We start from the raw sequence: 16,744 nt of genomic DNA, 5'->3' as shown, positions 1-16,744 counted from the left end.
CGCTCGACCGCCGAACGCGCCCCTGCCTCCTCCGGTCGGGTGGGGCCGCTTTCGTCGTGACCGCTACGCTCGCTCAATGATTCGTGCTGTGATCTTTGACGTCGGCGAATGCCTCGTGGACGAGACCACCGAATACGGCACCTGGGCCGACTGGCTCGGTGTACCCCGCCACACCTTCCATGCCGTGTTCGGCGCCGTCATCGCCCAGGGCCGCGACTACCGCGAGACCTTCCAGGAGTTCCGGCCCGGCTTCGACCTCCACGCCGAGCGGGAGAAGCGGGCGGAGGCCGGCCGGCCGGAGGCGTTCGGCGAGCAGGACCTGTACCCGGACGTCCGCGACGCGCTCACCGCTCTGCGGGCCGACGGCCTGTGGCTGGGCATCGCCGGCAACCAGACCGTACGGGCGGGCCGCATCCTGCGTGAGCTGTTCGCCACCGACGTCGACCTGATCGGCACCTCGGACGACTGGGGCGCGAGCAAACCGGACCGTGCGTTCTTCGACCGCGTCGCCGAGGTCGTCCCGGCCGAGCCCGACGAAATGCTCTACGTCGGCGACCGCGTCGACAACGACATCGCCCCCGCCCGCGCGGCCGGACTGCACACCGCCCTCGTCCGGCGCGGACCGTGGGCGACGATCCAGTGGCGCAGCGAGCAGGCGCAGAAGCTGCCGACGTTCCGGGTGGAGACCCTGCTGGAACTGTCACCGCAGATCGCGCAGTTCAACGAGCGAGCGCGCTGACCGTGGTCGACCAGCCGTAGAGCCGGTCGTCCAGCTCGCGCACGCACCGCTCGTGCTGGTGCGGCGCCAGTGCGCGCCGCACCTCGCGCACCCGGTCCATGCCCATCGCATACCAGGTGCGCTCCAACTGGTCGAGAGCCCTGAGCGCGTGTCGGCACGCCGCTTCGGGGTCGTCTGCCGCGGCCTCGACGGCGGCCAGGTCGCCGAGCACGACCGTCCGCTGTTTCTCCTCGGCCGGATCCAGCTGGTCGAGGACACCGAGCAGGGTGGTGCGGGCCTGCGGCAGGTGCCCGGCCCGCAACTGCGTGTTGCCCTTGAACGCGGCGAGGCGGACTGCCGAGAACCAGTCGAGCCACTCCGGGTTCGCGTGCCCCCCGCCGTCCGACAGCACGCTCTCGGCATGCCCGATCAGATGGAGCGCGGTCCGCGTGTCTCCGCATCGCGTCTCGCACTCCGCCTCGACCGCGTCCAGCCACGCGAGCAGTCCAGGGGACGCCGGGCCGCGGCGGGCGTAGGTCCGCGCGGCCACCATCCGCTCCACGGCCGCCGCCCGGTCGCCCGCCCACGCGGGGACGAACGCGGTGTGCGCGAGGACCGCGGAACCGAGCAGCGGATCGTCGGCCTCGCCTGCCGCCTGGAGCGCGCGGATCAGCGTCTGCTGCGCGCGGTCGGAATCGCGCATGTCGAAGAACTCGATCCGGCCTGCCAGAAGGTACGTCTCGCTGAGCGCGGCGGCGACTCGCTGCCGAGTCTGCCCGGCCGTCTCCGGGAGCAGGGCGCAGCCGAGGGTCGCGTGCGCGAGTGCGGCCGGGTGCAGGGTGTTCGGCGCGACCGACCAGTACAGGCGCCGGTGCGAGCGGGTCACCGCCTCGTAGTCGTCGGCCGCGGTCGCAGGTTGCAGAGCCGCGGCCTGCGTGGGTACGGCGGCGAGACCTACGGCGGCAGCCGTGGCCGCGAGCACCGTGCGCCGGCTCCGGTCGCCGGTGCTGCCACCTGGCCGGGCGAACCCCAGGGCCTCCATGTCCTGGCCGAGCAGCCGTGTGAGCGCCCGACTCACCTCGGGCTGGGGCCAGGGCGGCGTGTCGGACTCCCAGCGACGAACCTGCCGCACTCCCACGTGCAGGGCATCGGCAAGAGCCTGCTGAGAGTGGTAACCGGCAGCGAGACGGGCCGCCTTGAGCCGGGTGTTTCCCGCGGGCCGTGGCACTGCTGCACCTCCGTCGTCATGCACTGCACCAAGTGTCCCGGTAAGCCCTGCTGTTGGCCAGCCATCACCCTCAGGAATCAATGAAAGTCCCATTAGGGGCATCGAAAAGACCCTTGGAAGCCCTCGCCGAGGTTCGCGTCGAGGGCCACTCTTGGGCGCACCGGATCCACCCGGCCGCCAAGGAGCCCTGGAGTGAAATGACTGCCGCACTCGTCTCGCCGAACACCGTCCTGGCCAACGCTCTCGGCTCCGCCGAGGACGTACTCGCACCTCATATCCGCAGGGCGGCGCCCCAGCGCATCGTGTTCGTGGTCGGCGCCCAGATCAACGGCGTGCCGCACCTGGGTACGTCGCTCGTCCAGTCCCTCGCGTTCGCGGCAGCGGCCCGCACACGCGGGCGTTTCGGCATCCCCGTCGAGGTGGCCTTCGGCGCGCTCGACAACGCGCCGTACGAAGTCGTCGTCGACCCTGCGACGGGGCACAGCTACCAGCGCGCGTACGCCCAGGCACTCGGCGAGGAGGCACTCACCGAGCAGGTCGACACCTTGTACCGGCCCCTGTTCGATGCGTTCTCCGGACGGCTGTCGATCCCCTACTCCGTCGAGACGTACTCACGGCAACAGCACACCGAGCAGTACCGGCGCACCTGGTTACGGGTGCACCGCCGCATCGACGCCGCTCGCTGGTGGCTCGACCCGGCCCACGGCGTTCCCCACGTACGGGTGCCCTGCCCCAAGCCTGGCTGCGGCTGGGCCGAGAAGTACGCCGAGCGGACGCGCATCCTGCTCGACTCCGAGCACGCCGAGGTGCACGCGGTCTGCCTGCACCACGGACCGTACGAGGTCGTCGTCGCCCCGGACAGGGGCGGGTACCTCGACCTCGCCACGCTGTACCGCAACCTCGTCAAGGAGGTTGCCGCGACCGCCGACCGCGAGCGTCTGAGCGTGATGGTGAAGGGCGGCGACTGGGTGTTCGGCTCGACCCTCGTCGACAATGCCCTGACCGCGATCGGGCTCACCGGCGCACGACTCCCCACGCGCCTGTTCTGCCCGCAGGTCCTCACGGACACCGGCGCCAAGCTCTCGAAGAGCCTCATCCGGGACGGCAAGGCGCCCTTGCCCGACGGTTCCGCCCCCTGGATGCTCGACACGCGGATGTGGCCCGGTTCGGTGTCCGAGTACGCCGAGCGGCTGCTGGACATGGCCGATGCGCTGCTCGCCACCCCGCGGCACTTCTTCCGCTCGTACGCAGCCGGTGAACTCGGCCGGCTGATGTCCCACCCGATGAGGAGCGTCACATCTTCATGAGCACCACCAGGGCTGCCCGCAGGCACGAGCTGAACCTCTACCGCCGGTACTTCGACCTCGTCGCCGCCGGCCGCAAGACGATCGAGGTCCGGGTGCGGTACCCGCATCTCGCCCACCTGAGCGAGGGCGACACGATCCGGTTCCGGATCAAGGGCAGCGACGAGACGTGCGACGTGCGTGTGCTGCGCGTGGCCCACTACCCGGACTTCGGAGCGCTGCTCGACGGTGAGGGGCCGACGAACGTCAACCCGACAGCGAGCCGCGAGGAGCAGCTCGCGAACATCCGCAGCATCTACCCGCCCGAGAAAGAAGCGCTCGGCGCGCTCGCGATCGAGGTGGAGCTCGCCGACACCTGAGGCGAGTTCACTGGCCCGCGCTTCTCGGCTGCTGCTGCGTGACGCAGTGGATGCCGCCGCCGCCCGCGAAGATCGTGCGGGCGTCCACCAGGGTGACCGTGCGGTCGGGGAAGAGGCGGCGGAAGACGGCGGCGGCGGCCTCGTCGCGGGGGTCGTCGAAGGCGCACAGGACGACGCCGTCGTTGCACAGGTAGTGGTTGATGTAGGAGTAGTCGGCCCAGTGGCCGTCGGCCTCCAGGACGGTGGGGGCGGTCACCTCGACGACCTCCAGGGAGCGGCCGTGGGCGTCGGTGGCCGCGCGGAGGAGGCCGATGACCTCCTTGGTGACCTCGTGGTCGGGGTGGGCCGGGTCGGGCTGGTGGTGGGCGACGACGACGCCGGGGCGGGCGAAGGCGGCGACGATGTCGACATGGCCGAGGGTGCCGTAGCCGTGCGGCGGGTAGTCGCCGGTCAGGCCGCGCGGCAGCCAGATCGCCTTGCGGGTGCCCAGGTGCGCGTGGATCTCGGCCTCGACCTGCTCCCGGGACCAGTGCGGGTTGCGCTCCGGGCCGAGCTGGACGGTCTCGGTGAGCAGGACGGTGCCCTCGCCGTCGACGTGGATCGCGCCGCCCTCGTTGACCAGCCGTGAGGCGTACGTCCGCGCCCCGGCGAGATCGGCCACGTACGCGCCGATCTTCGCGTCGTGCTCCCAGCGGGCCCAGTCCTGGGCGCCCCAGCCGTTGAACGTCCAGTCCACGGCGGCCAGCCGGCCGGTGCGGTCCTTGAGGAAGGTGGGGCCGATGTCGCGCATCCAGGCGTCGTCGAGGTCGCGTTCGACGGTGTCGACGCCGTCGCCGAGCAGGGCGCGGGCCTCGGCGGACTGGCCGGGGCCGCAGACCACGGTGACCGGCTCGAAACGGCGCACCGCGCGGGCGACCGACGCCCAGGCGATACGGGAGGCGGCCAGTTCCTCCGGGGTGCCGAAGGTCGGGTTGGCGCCCGGCCAGGCCATCCAGGTGCGCTCGTGGGGCGCCCATTCGGCGGGCATGGAGAAGCCGTCGGCGGCGGGGGTGCTCATGTGGGTTCTCGGTTCCTCAGAGGAAGTACAGGCGGTTCAGGGAGACGGAGTCGGCGGGCTCCGAGCGCAGCGGGTCGCCGTCCAGGGTGACCAGACCGGTGCGCTGGTCGACGTCGACCGCTCCGGTACGGGAGTTCAGGCGCAGGTCGGCCGGGCCGATGCCGCGGGTGCCGCGCACGGCGACCCGGCGCCTGCGGGTGGGCATGGTGTCGCCGCCCTGGTCGAGCGCGGCCCGCGCCACGAACGCGACGGAGAGTTCGGCGGGGGTGGCGCCGTGCGCGCCGAACTGCGGTCCCAGCACGAGGGGTTCGCAGGTGTCGGTGGCCGCGTTCGGGTCGCCGGTGACGCCGTACGCGGGGAAGCCGGACTTGAGCACGAGCTGCGGTTTGGCGCCGAAGTACTCCGGGCGCCACAGCACGATGTCGGCGAGCTTGCCGGCCTCCAGGGAGCCGACCTCGTGGGAGAGGCCGTGCGCGATGGCCGGGTTGACGGTCAGCTTGGCGATGTAGCGCAGCACGCGGCCGTTGTCGTCGCCGGGGCCGTCGCCCTCGGCCGGGCCCAGCTCGGCCTTCATCTTCCCGGCCATCGCGAAGGTGCGGCGCACGGTCTCGCCCGCGCGGCCCATGCCCTGCGCGTCGGAGGAGGTGATGCCGATCGCGCCCAGGTCGTGCAGCACGTCCTCGGCGCCCATGGTGCCCGCGCGGATGCGGTCGCGGGCCATGGCGGCGTCGCCGGGCAGGTCGGTCTTCAGGTCGTGGACGGAGACGATCATGCCGTAGTGCTCGGCGACCGCGTCCCGGCCGAAGGGCAGCGTGGGGTTGGTGGAGGAGCCGATGACATGGGGCACGCCCGCCATCTTCAGCACGTTGGGCACGTGTCCGCCGCCGCAGCCCTCGATGTGGAAGGCGTGGATCGTGCGCCCCTCCAGGACGCGCAGGGTGTCCTCCACCGACAGGCACTCGTTCAGCCCGTCGCTGTGCAGGGCCACCTGCACGTCGTGCTCCTCGGCCACCCGCAGGGCGGTGTCCAGGGCGCGGGTGTGGGCGCCCATGTCCTCGTGCACCTTGAAGCCGCAGGCGCCGCCCTCGGCCAGCGCCTCGACGAGGGGGGCGCCGTGCGAGGACGAACCCCGGCCCAGGAAGCCGATGTTGACCGGCCAGGCGTCGAAGGCGCCGAAGGCGTGCCGCAGCGCCCAGGGCGAGTTGACGCCGACGCCCCACACCGGCCCGAACTCCTGCCCGATGATCGTGGTCACGCCGGAGGCGAGGGACGCCTCCATGATCCGCGGCGACAGCAGGTGCACATGCGTGTCCACCGCTCCGGCGGTCGCGATCAGTCCCTCGCCGGACACGATGGTCGTGCCGGTGCCCACGACGACGTCGACCCCGTCGAGCGTGTCCGGGTTCCCGGCCCGGCCCACGGCGCTGATCCGGCCCTCGCGGATGCCGATGGACACCTTGCGGATGCCCTGCACCGCGTCGATCACGACGACGTTGCTGATGACGACGTCGCAGGTCTCGCGGACGGCCGCGGCCTTGAGGTGCAGTCCGTCGCGGGCGGTCTTGCCGAACCCGGCCAGGAACTCGTCGCCGTAGCGCTGCGCGTCCGACTCCACCCGGATCACCAGACCGGAGTCGCCGAGGCGGACGCGGTCACCGGCGCGGGGTCCGTGGGTGGCGGCGTAGGCGTGCGGATCGACGTGGATCGCCCGGCTCACCTCGCGTCCTTTGGAACGGCTCATCGGGCGTCTCCTTCCGGGGCGTCGGGGGTCGGGGGTGCGGGGGCTCCCGCTCCGGCGGCCTGTGCCTCGGCGGCTTCCGTCCCGGCGACCGCCGCTCCGGCGGCTTCCGTCGCGGACACGCCCAGGTAGCCGCAGGCGGCGGCCCGGCGCAGGGCCTCCTGCCTGGCGCCGGGGGCGTCCAGCGGGCCGTCGACCAGTCCGGCGAAGCCGATGGCGACCCGGGCGCCGCCGATCGGCACGAGGCCGACCTCGGCGCTCTCCCCCGGCCCGAACCGCACCGACGACCCGGCGGGCACCGCGAGCCGCATGCCGTAGGCGGCGGCGCGGTCGAAGTCCAGGCGCGGGTTGGCCTCGAAGAAGTGGAAGTGGGAGGTGACGGAGACCGGGACGGCGGCGGTGTTGGTGACGGTGAGGCGCACGGCCGGCTCCGGGTCGGCGTGCTGCGGTCCGGGCAGCAGCGCGCCCGGGGCCTCCTCCCCCAGGCTGCCGCCCGCCAGCGGGTCGGTGACGATCGCGAGCCGTGAGCCGTCGTCGAAGACGGCCTCCACATGGACCTCGGTGACCACGTCGGCGACGCCGGGCAGCACGTCGTCCGGGCCGAGCACCGTACGGGCGCGCTCGATCGCCTCGGCCAGCCGGGCGCCGTCGCGGGCGGCCTCGCACACCGTGTCGGCGATCAGCGCGGTGGCCTCCGGCACATTGAGCCTGAGGCCGCGGGACCTGCGGGCGCGGGCCAGTTCGGCGGCCCCGAAGAGCAGCAGCCGGTCACGCTCGGTGGGGGTCAGTCGCACGCGGCGGCACCTCCTGGTCTTCCATCGGTTAGAACGCCACTCTAAGTGCGGAGGACCGGAAGGAAAAGGATGTCCGGCCACTATGACCGTTCTCACGCGTCTCGCGCGCGGATCTGTTTGAACAGCGTTCGAACGCGGACGCGCCGAGGGCCGCCGCGGACGGGTGGTGTCCGCGGCGGCCCTCGGCGCGTGCGTGCGGGCGGGTGACTAGCCGAGCCGGTGCATCCAGCCGTGCTTGTCCTCGGTGATGCCGCGCTGGATGTCCAGCAGCGCCCGGCGCAGCCGCATGCTCACCTCGCCGGGCTCGCCGCCCGACTGCTGCCACTGGGCGTTCGCCCGCTTGACCGTGCCGACCGGGGTGATCACGGCCGCCGTGCCGCAGGCGAAGACCTCGGTCAGCGTGCCGTTCTCGGAGTCGCGCTGCCACTGGTCGACGGAGACCCGGGCCTCCTCGGCCTCGTAGCCGAGGTCGCGGGCGACGGCGAGCAGCGAGTCGCGGGTGACGCCCTCCAGGATCGAGCCGCTGAGGGCGGGCGTGACGATCTTGTTCCCGTAGACGAAGTACAGGTTCATGCCGCCCAGTTCCTCGACCCACTTGTGCTCGACGGCGTCGAGGTAGCAGACCTGGTCGCAGCCCTGGGCGGCGGCCTCGGCCTGGGCGAGCAGGGAGGCCGCGTAGTTGCCGCCGGTCTTGGCGTCGCCCATGCCGCCGGGGACGGCGCGGACCCGGTCCTCGGAGGCCCAGATGGAGACGGGCTTCACGCCGCCGGGGAAGTAGGCGCCGGCCGGGGAGGCGATCACGATGAACAGGTACTCGTTGGCGGGCTTGACGCCGAGGCCGACCTCGGTGGCGATCATGAACGGGCGCAGGTACAGGGACTCCTCGCCGCCGTGCGGCGGGACCCAGTCCTTGTCCTGCTGGACCAGGACGTCGCACGCCTCGATGAACGTCTCCACGGGCAGCTCGGGCATGGCGAGCCGGTGCGCGGACGCCTGGAAGCGCCGGGCGTTCTTCTCCGGGCGGAAGGTGGCGACGGAGCCGTCGGGCTGGCGGTACGCCTTCAGCCCCTCGAAGATCTCCTGGGCGTAGTGCAGCACCGTGGTGGCCGGGTCGAGGGGGATCGGCGCGTACGGAACGAGCTGGCCGTCGTGCCAGCCCCGGCCCTCGGTCCACCTGATCGTCACCATGTGGTCGGTGAAGTGGCGGCCGAATCCTGGGTTCGCCATGAGCGCCTCGCGCTCCGCGGCGGCGAGTGGGTGGGCCGAGGGCTTGAGCTCGATCGTGGGCGTCGTCATGAGTGGGTGTCCTTCACCGAGTTGTTGTGACGGGCCGCGCTCACTCCCGCACGGCACGTGGCCGGTGCTAGGACGTCCGAGCATTCCCTCATGTCGCGGCTCCGCGTTCGATTATCGCGCGGCGGCCCTGGCGTGAGAAAACGGGGTGAATGCGGCCCTGGGTCCGATGGTGGCACCCGGCGGCGGACAGGGGGAAGCCGCCGGGCGCGGAGTGCGACCCGGCGGCTTCGAGAGATTCGAGGAGCTGGGGGTCCCACCCAGGTCCTCAAGGCTCTGGGGGAAGGTCAGCCGGCTACTCGTACGGCGAGCGCGTCGCCGATCTCGGCGGTGGTGCGCTCGGGCAGCGAGCCGCGCTCCGCGAGGTCGGCGGAGACGGCGTCCTCGATCCGGGTCGCCTCGGCCTCGTGGCCGAGGTGGCGGAGCAGCAGGGCGACGGAGAGCACCGTGGCAGTGGGGTCGGCCTTGCCCTGGCCCGCGATGTCCGGGGCCGAGCCGTGCACCGGCTCGAACATGGACGGGTAGGCGCCGCTCGGGTTGATGTTGCCCGAGGCGGCGACGCCGATGCCGCCGGAGACGGCCGCGGCGAGGTCGGTGATGATGTCGCCGAAGAGGTTGTCGGTGACGATGACGTCGAACCGCTCGGGCTGGGTGACCAGGTAGATGGTCGCCGCGTCGACGTGGATGTACTCGGTGGTGACCTCGGGGTACTCCTCGGCCACCTGGTTGAAGATGTTCGTCCACAGGTGGCCGGCGAAGGTCAGCACGTTGTTCTTGTGGACCAGGGTGAGCTTCTTGCGCGGGCGGGCCTGGGCGCGGGCGAAGGCGTCGCGGACCACGCGCTCGACACCGAAGGCCGTGTTCACGGAGACCTCGGTGGCGACCTCGTGCTCGGTGCCCTTGCGGATGGTGCCGCCGTTGCCCGTGTAGGGGCCCTCGGTGCCCTCGCGGACGACGACGAAGTCGATCCGCGGGTCCCCGGCGAGCGGGGTGGCGACGCCGGGCAGCAGCTTGCTCGGCCGCAGGTTGACGTGGTGGTCGAAGGCGAAGCGGAGCTTGAGCAGGAAGCCGCGCTCCAGGACGCCCGAGGGCACCGACGGGTCGCCGATCGCGCCGAGCAGGATCGCGTCGTGGTCCTTGAGGGCGTCGAGGTCGGCGTCGGTGAGGGTCTCACCGGTGGCGTGGTAGCGCCGGGCGCCGAAGTCGTACTCCTTGGTCTCCAGCTTCACGTCCTGCGGGAGCGCGGCGGCGAGGACCTTGAGCCCCTCGGCCACCACTTCCTGGCCGATGCCGTCACCGGGGATCACTGCGAGATCGATGCTGCGAGACATGTCGGCACCCTACCGCTCGTCCCGAGAGCTGACACGGAGCGTCCGGGATGTGGACATGGGGGGGGATCGGGGCGGAACGGCTCAGTGGCCGGTCTCGCCGCCGTTGTCCCGGCGGTCGAGGGCGCGCTGGAGGGCGGCGGCGGCGTTCTTGCGGTCGGACTCGCTCGTACGGGAGGCGTGGCGGACGCGGCGGCGGACGGTCGTCTCGGCCATGGGGGATCGACTCCTTCGGGAATCCTTCGGGACACCCCGCGAGGACGCGCGAGAACGCGGACGAGCACGGGAGTCCCGAAAAAGGGAGCACCACAGAGGTGCGGGACGCCGGAAGGGGCGGGGAGCCGGGCCGCAGGGGTGACCTGCGCGGGGGCCCGGCTCACGACCGCCATTCGCTGGTTCCAGCGAGACGTTCGGCTTCTTCCACGCTAAATGAGGCGGGCGCGCCTGTCTGCATCATTACTCGGACTTCCTACTATCTGAGACGGTGGCGTCGCCCGTATGCCGACGCCATCGCCCTGACCTGCGGAAATCCGGGACGGCCGCTCAGAGTACGTCGCCGTCGCGCCAGTCGAAGAGCAGTTCGGCGTCCGGATCGGACGCGGCGGCGGGCACCGGCCACACATAGGTGGACCCCTCCTCCTCGGGCAGCCGCACCGCGCCGTCCGGGCCCAGCGCGCTGATCGTCCCGGCCCAGGCCCGCCAGCCCCGGGCCGCGTAGAGCCGGGCGCCGTCGTCGCTCGCGGACAGCGCGCCGAGGTCGTAGGCGCGGGTGACGGTCTCCTCCACGGCGTCCATGACCAGGCCGCCCAGACCGGTGCGCCGCACGTCGCGGCGTACGGCGACGGCCTCGACGTACCCCGTGCGCAGCCAGCGCCCGCGCAGCCGGACCCGGCGCATGACGACCGAGCCGTGCGCGGCGAGTCCGCGCGCGTCGTGCACCAGGACGTGCAGTCCGCCCAGGCAGTGGTCCCAGTCCTCGGCGCCGAAGTCGCCGTCGAAGGCGTCGTACAGCAGGGAGCGGACCGCGCGCAGCTCGGCCGGGGTGAGGGCGGCCGTGTGGGCGGTGCGCGGCCGCGCGCCGGGACTCCGGCGCTCCGGGGCGCTCACAGCGCCGCCGCCACGGCGTCGCGGAAGGCCGCGGGTTCCTCCACCCAGGGCAGGTGCCCGGCCCCGGGCAGGACCGTGCGCCGCACCCGGGGCAGCGCCGCCGCCAGGGAGTCCACGGCGGCACGGGGGCGGATGTCACGGCCGCCGTCCACGATCACCACGGGCACGTCGAGTCCGCGGCAGGCGGCCGCCAACTCCGGTGTGCCCCAGGCGCGGGCGCGCTCCGCGTTGAGCGCGGCGGCGCAGTTCTCCGCCACCCCGAACCAGGGATCCGCCATGCGCCGGGCGTGCGCGAGGGCGTGTTCCCGGTCGGGGAACTCGACGGACCAGCGCAGCACCGCCGCCTCGCGCCGCTCCTCCTCCGAGCGGGGCTCCCGGCCGGTCAGCTCCCGCCAGCGGGCCAGGCGCGCGGGGTCCTCGGCGAGACGGGCGCGGAAGTTCTCCCGGTAGGCCGGGTGCCAGCCGGTGTCCGGGCCGATGCCCGTACCGGAGACGTACACCAGGGCGGCCACCCGCTCCGGGTGGGCGAGCGCGTAGCCCAGCGCGAGCTGGGCGCCCCAGGAGTGGCCGAGCAGGGTGACGCGCGGGAAGCCGAAGTGCGCGCGCACGGCGTCCAGGTCCGCGACGAACCGCTCACCGGTCCACGGCCCGTCGCAGGGCGCCGAGCGTCCGCAGCCGCGCTGGTCCCAGCGGACCACGTCGGCCCGGTCGGCGAGCAGCGCGGCGACGTCCCCGAACATGTCCCACAGGCCGGGGCCGCCGTGGCACAGCACCAGCGGGGCGGTGCCCCGTCCGGTGCGGGAGGCCCAGAGCCGGACGCCGTCGTCCGCGATCACTTGTCCGATCACCTGTTCGCCGGGCGCCGGTGGCGTCCCGCCGTGCGTACCGTCTGCGCCGTGCGCGCCGTGCGTCCTCGTCGAGGTCATGCGGCCAGTGTGCCGTGCGGACACCCGGACGGGCCGGTCCTTTTTCCGGTACCGGCCCGTCGGCGCGTGCGGGGTGTCACCCGCGGTGCGGGTGTCAGCCCATGTGCGGGTAGGTGTAGTCGGTCGGCGCGATCAGCGCCTCCTTGATGGCGCGGGTCAGGGTCCAGCGCATCAGGTTCTGCGGGGCGCCGGCCTTGTCGTTGGTGCCGGAGGAGCGGCCGCCGCCGAAGGGCTGCTGGCCGACCACGGCGCCGGTCGACTTGTCGTTGATGTAGAAGTTGCCGGCCGCGTAGCGCAGCTTGTCCATCGTGTACGCGGCGGCGGCGCGGTCGCCCGCGATGACCGAGCCGGTGAGGGCGTAGTCGGAGACGGACTCCATCTGGGTCAGCATCTCGTCGTACCGGTCGTCCTCGTAGACGTGCACGGCGAGGATCGGGCCGAAGTACTCGGTCGTGAAGACCTCGTTCTCCGGGTCGGAGCACTCGATGACGGTCGGGCGCACGAAGTAGCCCACCGAGTCGTCGTAGGAGCCGCCCGCGACGATCGTGCAGGACGGGTCCTCCTTGGCCCGGTCGATGGCGGCCTTGTTCTTGGCGAAGGACCGCTCGTCGATGACCGCGCCGATGAAGTTCGACAGGTCGGTGACGTCGCCCATGGTCAGGTAGTCGACCTCGGCCGCGAACTCCTCCTTGAAGCCGGAGTTCCAGATGGAGGCCGGGATGTACGCCCGGGAGGTGGCCGAACACTTCTGGCCCTGGTACTCGAAGGCACCGCGGGTCAGGGCGGTCTTCAGCACCGCGCGGTCGGCCGACGGGTGGGCCACCACGAAGTCCTTGCCGCCGGTCTCGCCGACCAGACGCGGGTAGGAGCGGTACTTCTCGATGTTGTTGCCGACCGTCTTCCACAGGTGCTGGAAGGTCTTGGTGGAGCCGGTGAAGTGGATGCCGGCCAGGTCGCGGTGGTTCAGGGCCACCTCGGAGACCTCCAGGCCGTCACCGGTGAGGAGGTTGATGACGCCCTTGGGCAGGCCCGCCTCCTCCAGGAGCTGCATGAGCAGCACGGCGGCGTGCGTCTGGGTCGGGGACGGCTTCCAGATCACCACGTTGCCCATGAGGGCGGGCGCGGTGGGCAGGTTGGCGGCGATCGCCGAGAAGTTGAACGGCGTGATCGCGTAGACGAAGCCCTCCAGCGGGCGGTGGTCCAGGCGGTTCCACACGCCCGGCGAGTTGGCCGGGGGCTGCTCGGCCAGGATCTGGCGGGCGTAGTGCACGTTGAAGCGCCAGAAGTCGACCAGCTCGCAGGGGCTGTCGATCTCCGCCTGCTGCGCGGTCTTGGACTGGCCGAGCATGGTGGAGGCGGCGATGGTCTCGCGCCAGGGGCCGGCCAGCAGCTCGGCGGCGCGCAGGATGATCGCCGCGCGGTCGTCGAAGGACATCGCGCGCCAGGCGGGGGCCGCCGCGAGCGCCGCGTCCACGGCGTCCTGGGCGTCCTGCCGGGTGGCGTTGGCGTACGTGCCCAGGCGCGCCTTGTGGTTGTGCGGCTGCACGACGTCGAAGCGCTCGCCGCCACCCATCCGCTTCTCGCCGCCGATGGTGCAGGGCAGGTCGACCGGGTTGTCGGCCAGCTCCTTGAGCTTGGCCTCCAGCCGGGCCCGCTCGGGCGAACCGGGGGCGTAGCCGTGCACCGGCTCGTTGACGGGGGTGGGGACCTGGGTCACAGCGTCCATGTGTTCCGTAACTCCTTGACTTGAGCGGTGTTTCGAGCTGTACGGCGGGCGCGGTGGGCTCGCTCAGCCCTTGCTGACCATCGAGCGGACGAAGAAGCGCAGGTCGGCCGGCTTCTCCGCCAGACGGCGCATGCTGTGCCTTCCCGGGGGGCGACCCCCGGACCCCCGGCAGGGGGGTGCGGCACAGCCGTTGCCGGTCAGCCTCGGCTGAGCATGCTCCGCGCGAAGAAGCGCAGGTTGGCCGGCTTCTCCGCCAGACGGCGCATGAAGTAGCCGTACCAGTCCGTGCCGTAGGCGGTGTAGACGCGCATACGGTGGCCCTCGGCGGCCAGGCGCAGGTGCTCGTCGCTGCGGATGCCGTACAGCATCTGAAACTCGTACTCGTCGAGCTTGCGGCCGGCCGTGCGGGCCAGCTCCTGCGCGATGGAGATGAGACGGGGGTCGTGGGACCCGACCATCGGGTACCCGTCGCCGTCCATCAGAGTGCGCAGGATCCGCACGTACGCCTTGTCGATCTCGTGCTTGTCCTGGTAGGCGACCTCGGCGGGCTCCTTGTAGGCGCCCTTCACCAACCGTACGCGAGAACCGCTCGCGGCGAGGCGGCGCGCGTCGGCCTCGGTGCGGAAGAGGTAGGCCTGGATGACACAGCCGGTCTGCGGGAAGTCCTTCCGCAGCTCCTCGTGGATGGCGAACATCGAGTCGAGGGTGGTGTGGTCCTCGGCGTCCAGGGTGACCGTGGTGCCGATCGCGGCGGCGGCCTCGACGACCGGGCGGACGTTGGCGAGGGCCAGCTCGTGGCCGCCGGGGAGGGTCTGCCCGAACATCGTCAGCTTGACGGACATCTCGACGCGCGGGCCCAGGTCCAGGTCCTTGATGTGGTCGACGAGCGCCAGGTAGGCGTCCCGGGCGATGGTCGACTGCTCGGGGGTGGTGATGTCCTCGCCGACCACGTCCATGGTCAGGTCGAGGCCCTTGCCGGTGAGGTCCGCGACGATGGGGACGATGTCGTCCACGGTCTCGCCGGGGATGAAGCGGTCCACGACCTGCTTGGTCACCGGAGCCGCCGAGACGAGACGGCGTATCCGGTCGCTGCGCGACGCGGCGAGAATCACGGGACCCAGCACGGGGCACCTCCACAACAGTGAGCACAAGGCCGCGACCCGACCGATCGGGAACGGCACGGAGAACCACTGTGAAAGTTAGGGATCCGTGTGATCGTCGGCCATCGACAGCTGTCACGCATCCGCGGACCCGATCTCAGACATATGTATGAAGGGTCCGCGGAAATGCGGGAGAATGCCCGGGTGACGGCGGATTACAAGGGCGACTACCAGGAGCTGATCGACGAGATCTCGGAGCTGCTGGGCGCTCCGGCCACCCTGGAGAACCGGAACTTCGAGCTGATCGCCTTCGGCACCTACGACAGCGAGGGCGACCTCGACCCCGCCGCGCTCGACCCGGTGCGCACCCGCTCGATCCTCACCCGCCGCTCCACGGCCGCGGTGCGCCGCTGGTTCGAGGGCTTCGGCATCACCCGCGCCACCGGCCCGGTCCGCATCCCGCCCACCCCGGAGGCGGGCGTCTACCGGGGGCGGATCTGCCTGCCGGTACGCCACCGGGGAGTCGTCCTCGGCTATGTCTGGCTGCTGGTGGACGACCCGGGCCCGGCGGAACCGCAGCTCACCGCGGCCATGCGGGTGACGGGCCGCATCGGGGCGCTGCTCGCCGACGAGGCGCAGCACGGCGCCGACCTCACCCGCGAGCTGCGGGCGGTGCTGACCGCCGAGCGGGGCTGGCCCCGGGACATGGCGGTGGCCGAGCTGCGGACGGCGCTGGGGCCGCGCGCGGAGGGGCCGCACTCGATGGTGTGCGTGGCGCCCTGGCCCTCGGCCGACCCGGACGACGCGCCCTCGGTGCGCACCCTGCCGGGCGCGACGGCCCTGTGCACCGTGCCGTGGGGGGCGGCGGACCAGTGTCTGGCGCTGCTGGTGCGGCTGCGCTCGGCGGACTCCCCGACCCCGGCGGTGTCGGCGGCGACCCGGCTGCTGGAGCAGGCGCCCGGCGGCGGGGCGGGGGGCACGGCGGGCGGTGCGGCGGGCGCGGCGGCCGGGATCGCCGCCGGGCGCACCGGCCTCGCCGAGCTGGGCACGGCGTGGGCGCAGGCGGTGGCGGCGGCCCGCGCAGCGCTCGCGGAGCCCCGGCTCGGTCCGGTGGCGCAGTGGGCGCGCATCGGCCCCTACCGGCTGCTGACCTCGCTGACCGGCGAGGCCGCGCACGACGCGGCGGTGGCGCCGCTCCTCTCCCGGGCCCACCAGGAGCTGGCCCGCACGGCGGAGGTCTATCTGGACTGCGCCGGGCAGGCCGGGCGGACCGCCGCCGAGCTGGGCGTGCACCGCCAGACCCTCTACTACCGGCTGTCCCGGGTGGAGCAGCTCACCGGGCTCGACCTGGACGACGGCGAGGACCGGCTGCTGCTGCACATGGCACTGAAGGCGGCGCGGCTGTAGCCGCGCCCGGCGCTCAGCACGGCGCGGGCTACCGCTGGGCGCTCTGCGCGGCGCCCGCCAGCACCCGGCGCAGGCCCTCGGTGAGCTGGTCGGCGCGGGTGGCGGTGTCCGGGTCGAAGAGCCACTGCACCATGAGGCCCTGGAGGAGGGTCTGGTAGAGGCGGCCCTCGGTGTCGACGGCCTCCTTGTCGAGGTCGGCCTCGGGGACGTCGGTGAACAGGGGCAGGATGCCGGAGCGGCCCTCCTCCTGGGCCTGCGCGAGCAGCTTGCGCACCTCGGGCAGCCGGTCGCCCTGGAGGATCAGCTCCAGGCTGAGCAGCCAGGTGGGGCGGGAGGCCGGCACCGAGCGGATGATCTGCTCCCAGACCTCCTGGAACCGCTCCAGCGACCCGGGGGCCGAGCCGCTCCCGGCCGCCGCCGACCAGGCGGGGCCGCCGCTGCCGCTCATCTCCTCGACGAGGGAGACATAGGCCCTCACCAGCAGCGCGTCCTTCGAGCCGTAGTGGTAGCCGATGGAGGCCAGGTTGGTCCCGGACTCCTTGACGATGTCGCGCGCGGTCGTCCGCACGAACCCCTTCTCCAGCAGGCAGCGCTTCGCGCCGTCGAGCAGATCCTCACGATGTCCCATGCCCTCCAGCCTACCCGTGGATCCATACATC

At 72.4% G+C, this 16,744-nt stretch carries 16 protein-coding genes; 4 read left to right on the top strand and 12 right to left on the bottom strand.

Annotated elements, in window-relative coordinates; genetic code table 11:
• The first annotated feature begins 76 nt into the window (after positions 1 to 76).
• Positions 77 to 739 carry an HAD family hydrolase gene (locus A8713_RS22470; protein WP_173860893.1) on the top strand — a complete coding sequence of 221 codons (663 nt, stop codon included), beginning with the start codon at positions 77 to 79 and terminating at the stop codon, positions 737 to 739.
• Here A8713_RS22470 and A8713_RS22465 read toward each other — a convergent pair.
• Positions 720 to 1,946 carry a helix-turn-helix domain-containing protein gene (locus A8713_RS22465; protein ID WP_064535415.1) on the bottom strand — a complete coding sequence of 409 codons (1,227 nt, stop codon included), beginning with the start codon at positions 1,944 to 1,946 and terminating at the stop codon, positions 720 to 722. The two genes, A8713_RS22470 and A8713_RS22465, sit on opposite strands and share 20 nt — an antisense overlap.
• A 197-nt stretch (positions 1,947 to 2,143) precedes the next feature.
• Here A8713_RS22465 and A8713_RS22460 point away from each other — a divergent pair, with 197 nt between their 5' ends.
• Together A8713_RS22460 and A8713_RS22455 are read left to right on the top strand one after the other, a co-directional pair.
• A complete protein-coding gene (locus tag A8713_RS22460) occupies positions 2,144 to 3,253 on the top strand; it encodes a hypothetical protein (RefSeq protein WP_064535414.1) in 1,110 nt (369 codons plus the stop codon).
• Positions 3,250 to 3,609, top strand: coding sequence for an ASCH domain-containing protein (locus tag A8713_RS22455; RefSeq protein WP_064535413.1), 360 nt, complete (start codon positions 3,250 to 3,252; stop codon positions 3,607 to 3,609). The genes A8713_RS22460 and A8713_RS22455 overlap by 4 nt, the downstream gene beginning before the upstream one ends.
• A gap of 7 nt (positions 3,610 to 3,616) precedes the next feature.
• Here the strand turns inward: A8713_RS22455 and A8713_RS22450 are convergent, their stop codons facing one another.
• The 10 genes from A8713_RS22450 to A8713_RS22410 form a co-directional block, all read right to left on the bottom strand.
• The gene (locus A8713_RS22450; protein ID WP_064535412.1) at positions 3,617 to 4,666 is read right to left on the bottom strand and encodes an agmatine deiminase family protein; all 1,050 of its coding nucleotides are present in this window, start codon (positions 4,664 to 4,666) and stop codon (positions 3,617 to 3,619) included.
• 16 nt (positions 4,667 to 4,682) lie between these two features.
• Positions 4,683 to 6,407 carry an urease subunit alpha gene (locus tag A8713_RS22445; RefSeq protein WP_064535411.1) on the bottom strand — a complete coding sequence of 575 codons (1,725 nt, stop codon included), beginning with the start codon at positions 6,405 to 6,407 and terminating at the stop codon, positions 4,683 to 4,685.
• Positions 6,404 to 7,198 (bottom strand): urease subunit gamma, encoded by a 795-nt coding sequence (gene ureA, locus A8713_RS22440; protein ID WP_064535410.1) that lies wholly within the window; start codon positions 7,196 to 7,198, stop codon positions 6,404 to 6,406. The genes A8713_RS22445 and ureA overlap by 4 nt, the downstream gene beginning before the upstream one ends.
• 207 nt (positions 7,199 to 7,405) lie before the next feature.
• On the bottom strand, positions 7,406 to 8,494 hold the full coding sequence (locus tag A8713_RS22435) for a branched-chain amino acid aminotransferase (RefSeq protein ID WP_064535409.1): 1,089 nt from the start codon (positions 8,492 to 8,494) through the stop codon (positions 7,406 to 7,408).
• A 284-nt stretch (positions 8,495 to 8,778) separates the two neighbouring features.
• Positions 8,779 to 9,822 (bottom strand): 3-isopropylmalate dehydrogenase, encoded by a 1,044-nt coding sequence (locus A8713_RS22430; RefSeq protein ID WP_064535408.1) that lies wholly within the window; start codon positions 9,820 to 9,822, stop codon positions 8,779 to 8,781.
• A gap of 81 nt (positions 9,823 to 9,903) precedes the next feature.
• Positions 9,904 to 10,035, bottom strand: coding sequence for a hypothetical protein (locus A8713_RS34660; RefSeq protein WP_018569343.1), 132 nt, complete (start codon positions 10,033 to 10,035; stop codon positions 9,904 to 9,906).
• A 327-nt stretch (positions 10,036 to 10,362) separates the two neighbouring features.
• Positions 10,363 to 10,926, bottom strand: coding sequence for a GNAT family N-acetyltransferase (locus A8713_RS22425; RefSeq protein WP_064535407.1), 564 nt, complete (start codon positions 10,924 to 10,926; stop codon positions 10,363 to 10,365).
• The gene (locus tag A8713_RS22420; protein ID WP_237305442.1) at positions 10,923 to 11,852 is read right to left on the bottom strand and encodes an alpha/beta fold hydrolase; all 930 of its coding nucleotides are present in this window, start codon (positions 11,850 to 11,852) and stop codon (positions 10,923 to 10,925) included. The genes A8713_RS22425 and A8713_RS22420 overlap by 4 nt, the downstream gene beginning before the upstream one ends.
• A 94-nt stretch (positions 11,853 to 11,946) precedes the next feature.
• On the bottom strand, positions 11,947 to 13,578 hold the full coding sequence (gene pruA / locus A8713_RS22415; protein ID WP_064535405.1) for an L-glutamate gamma-semialdehyde dehydrogenase: 1,632 nt from the start codon (positions 13,576 to 13,578) through the stop codon (positions 11,947 to 11,949).
• A 197-nt stretch (positions 13,579 to 13,775) separates the two neighbouring features.
• Positions 13,776 to 14,702, bottom strand: a complete 927-nt coding sequence (locus A8713_RS22410; protein ID WP_064535404.1) for a proline dehydrogenase family protein — start codon at positions 14,700 to 14,702, stop codon at positions 13,776 to 13,778.
• A 162-nt stretch (positions 14,703 to 14,864) separates the two neighbouring features.
• Between A8713_RS22410 and A8713_RS22405 the strand changes: the two genes are divergently transcribed.
• Positions 14,865 to 16,085, top strand: coding sequence for a PucR family transcriptional regulator (locus tag A8713_RS22405; RefSeq protein ID WP_079159077.1), 1,221 nt, complete (start codon positions 14,865 to 14,867; stop codon positions 16,083 to 16,085).
• 28 nt (positions 16,086 to 16,113) lie between these two features.
• Here A8713_RS22405 and A8713_RS22400 read toward each other — a convergent pair whose 3' ends face one another.
• Positions 16,114 to 16,713, bottom strand: a complete 600-nt coding sequence (locus A8713_RS22400; RefSeq protein WP_064535402.1) for a TetR/AcrR family transcriptional regulator — start codon at positions 16,711 to 16,713, stop codon at positions 16,114 to 16,116.
• Positions 16,714 to 16,744 lie beyond the last annotated feature (31 nt).

Source organism: Streptomyces sp. SAT1 (assembly GCF_001654495.1).
Taxonomy (GTDB): domain Bacteria; phylum Actinomycetota; class Actinomycetes; order Streptomycetales; family Streptomycetaceae; genus Streptomyces; species Streptomyces andamanensis.
This window is presented reverse-complemented; position numbering and strand designations above follow the sequence as displayed.

Bases quoted from the DNA above. Each gene is read 5' to 3' on its own strand.
- A8713_RS22470 (WP_173860893.1), top strand. From the start codon at position 77: ATGATTCGTGCTGTGATCTTTGACGTCGGCGAATGCCTCGTGGACGAG.
- A8713_RS22460 (WP_064535414.1), top strand. From the start codon at position 2,144: ATGACTGCCGCACTCGTCTCGCCGAACACCGTCCTGGCCAACGCTCTC.
- A8713_RS22455 (WP_064535413.1), top strand. From the start codon at position 3,250: ATGAGCACCACCAGGGCTGCCCGCAGGCACGAGCTGAACCTCTACCGC.
- A8713_RS22450 (WP_064535412.1), bottom strand. From the start codon at position 4,666: ATGAGCACCCCCGCCGCCGACGGCTTCTCCATGCCCGCCGAATGGGCG.
- A8713_RS22445 (WP_064535411.1), bottom strand. From the start codon at position 6,407: ATGAGCCGTTCCAAAGGACGCGAGGTGAGCCGGGCGATCCACGTCGAT.
- A8713_RS22435 (WP_064535409.1), bottom strand. From the start codon at position 8,494: ATGACGACGCCCACGATCGAGCTCAAGCCCTCGGCCCACCCACTCGCC.
- A8713_RS22430 (WP_064535408.1), bottom strand. From the start codon at position 9,822: ATGTCTCGCAGCATCGATCTCGCAGTGATCCCCGGTGACGGCATCGGC.
- A8713_RS34660 (WP_018569343.1), bottom strand. From the start codon at position 10,035: ATGGCCGAGACGACCGTCCGCCGCCGCGTCCGCCACGCCTCCCGTACG.
- A8713_RS22420 (WP_237305442.1), bottom strand. From the start codon at position 11,852: ATGACCTCGACGAGGACGCACGGCGCGCACGGCGCAGACGGTACGCAC.
- pruA (WP_064535405.1), bottom strand. From the start codon at position 13,578: ATGGACGCTGTGACCCAGGTCCCCACCCCCGTCAACGAGCCGGTGCAC.
- A8713_RS22405 (WP_079159077.1), top strand. From the start codon at position 14,865: ATGCGGGAGAATGCCCGGGTGACGGCGGATTACAAGGGCGACTACCAG.
- A8713_RS22400 (WP_064535402.1), bottom strand. From the start codon at position 16,713: ATGGGACATCGTGAGGATCTGCTCGACGGCGCGAAGCGCTGCCTGCTG.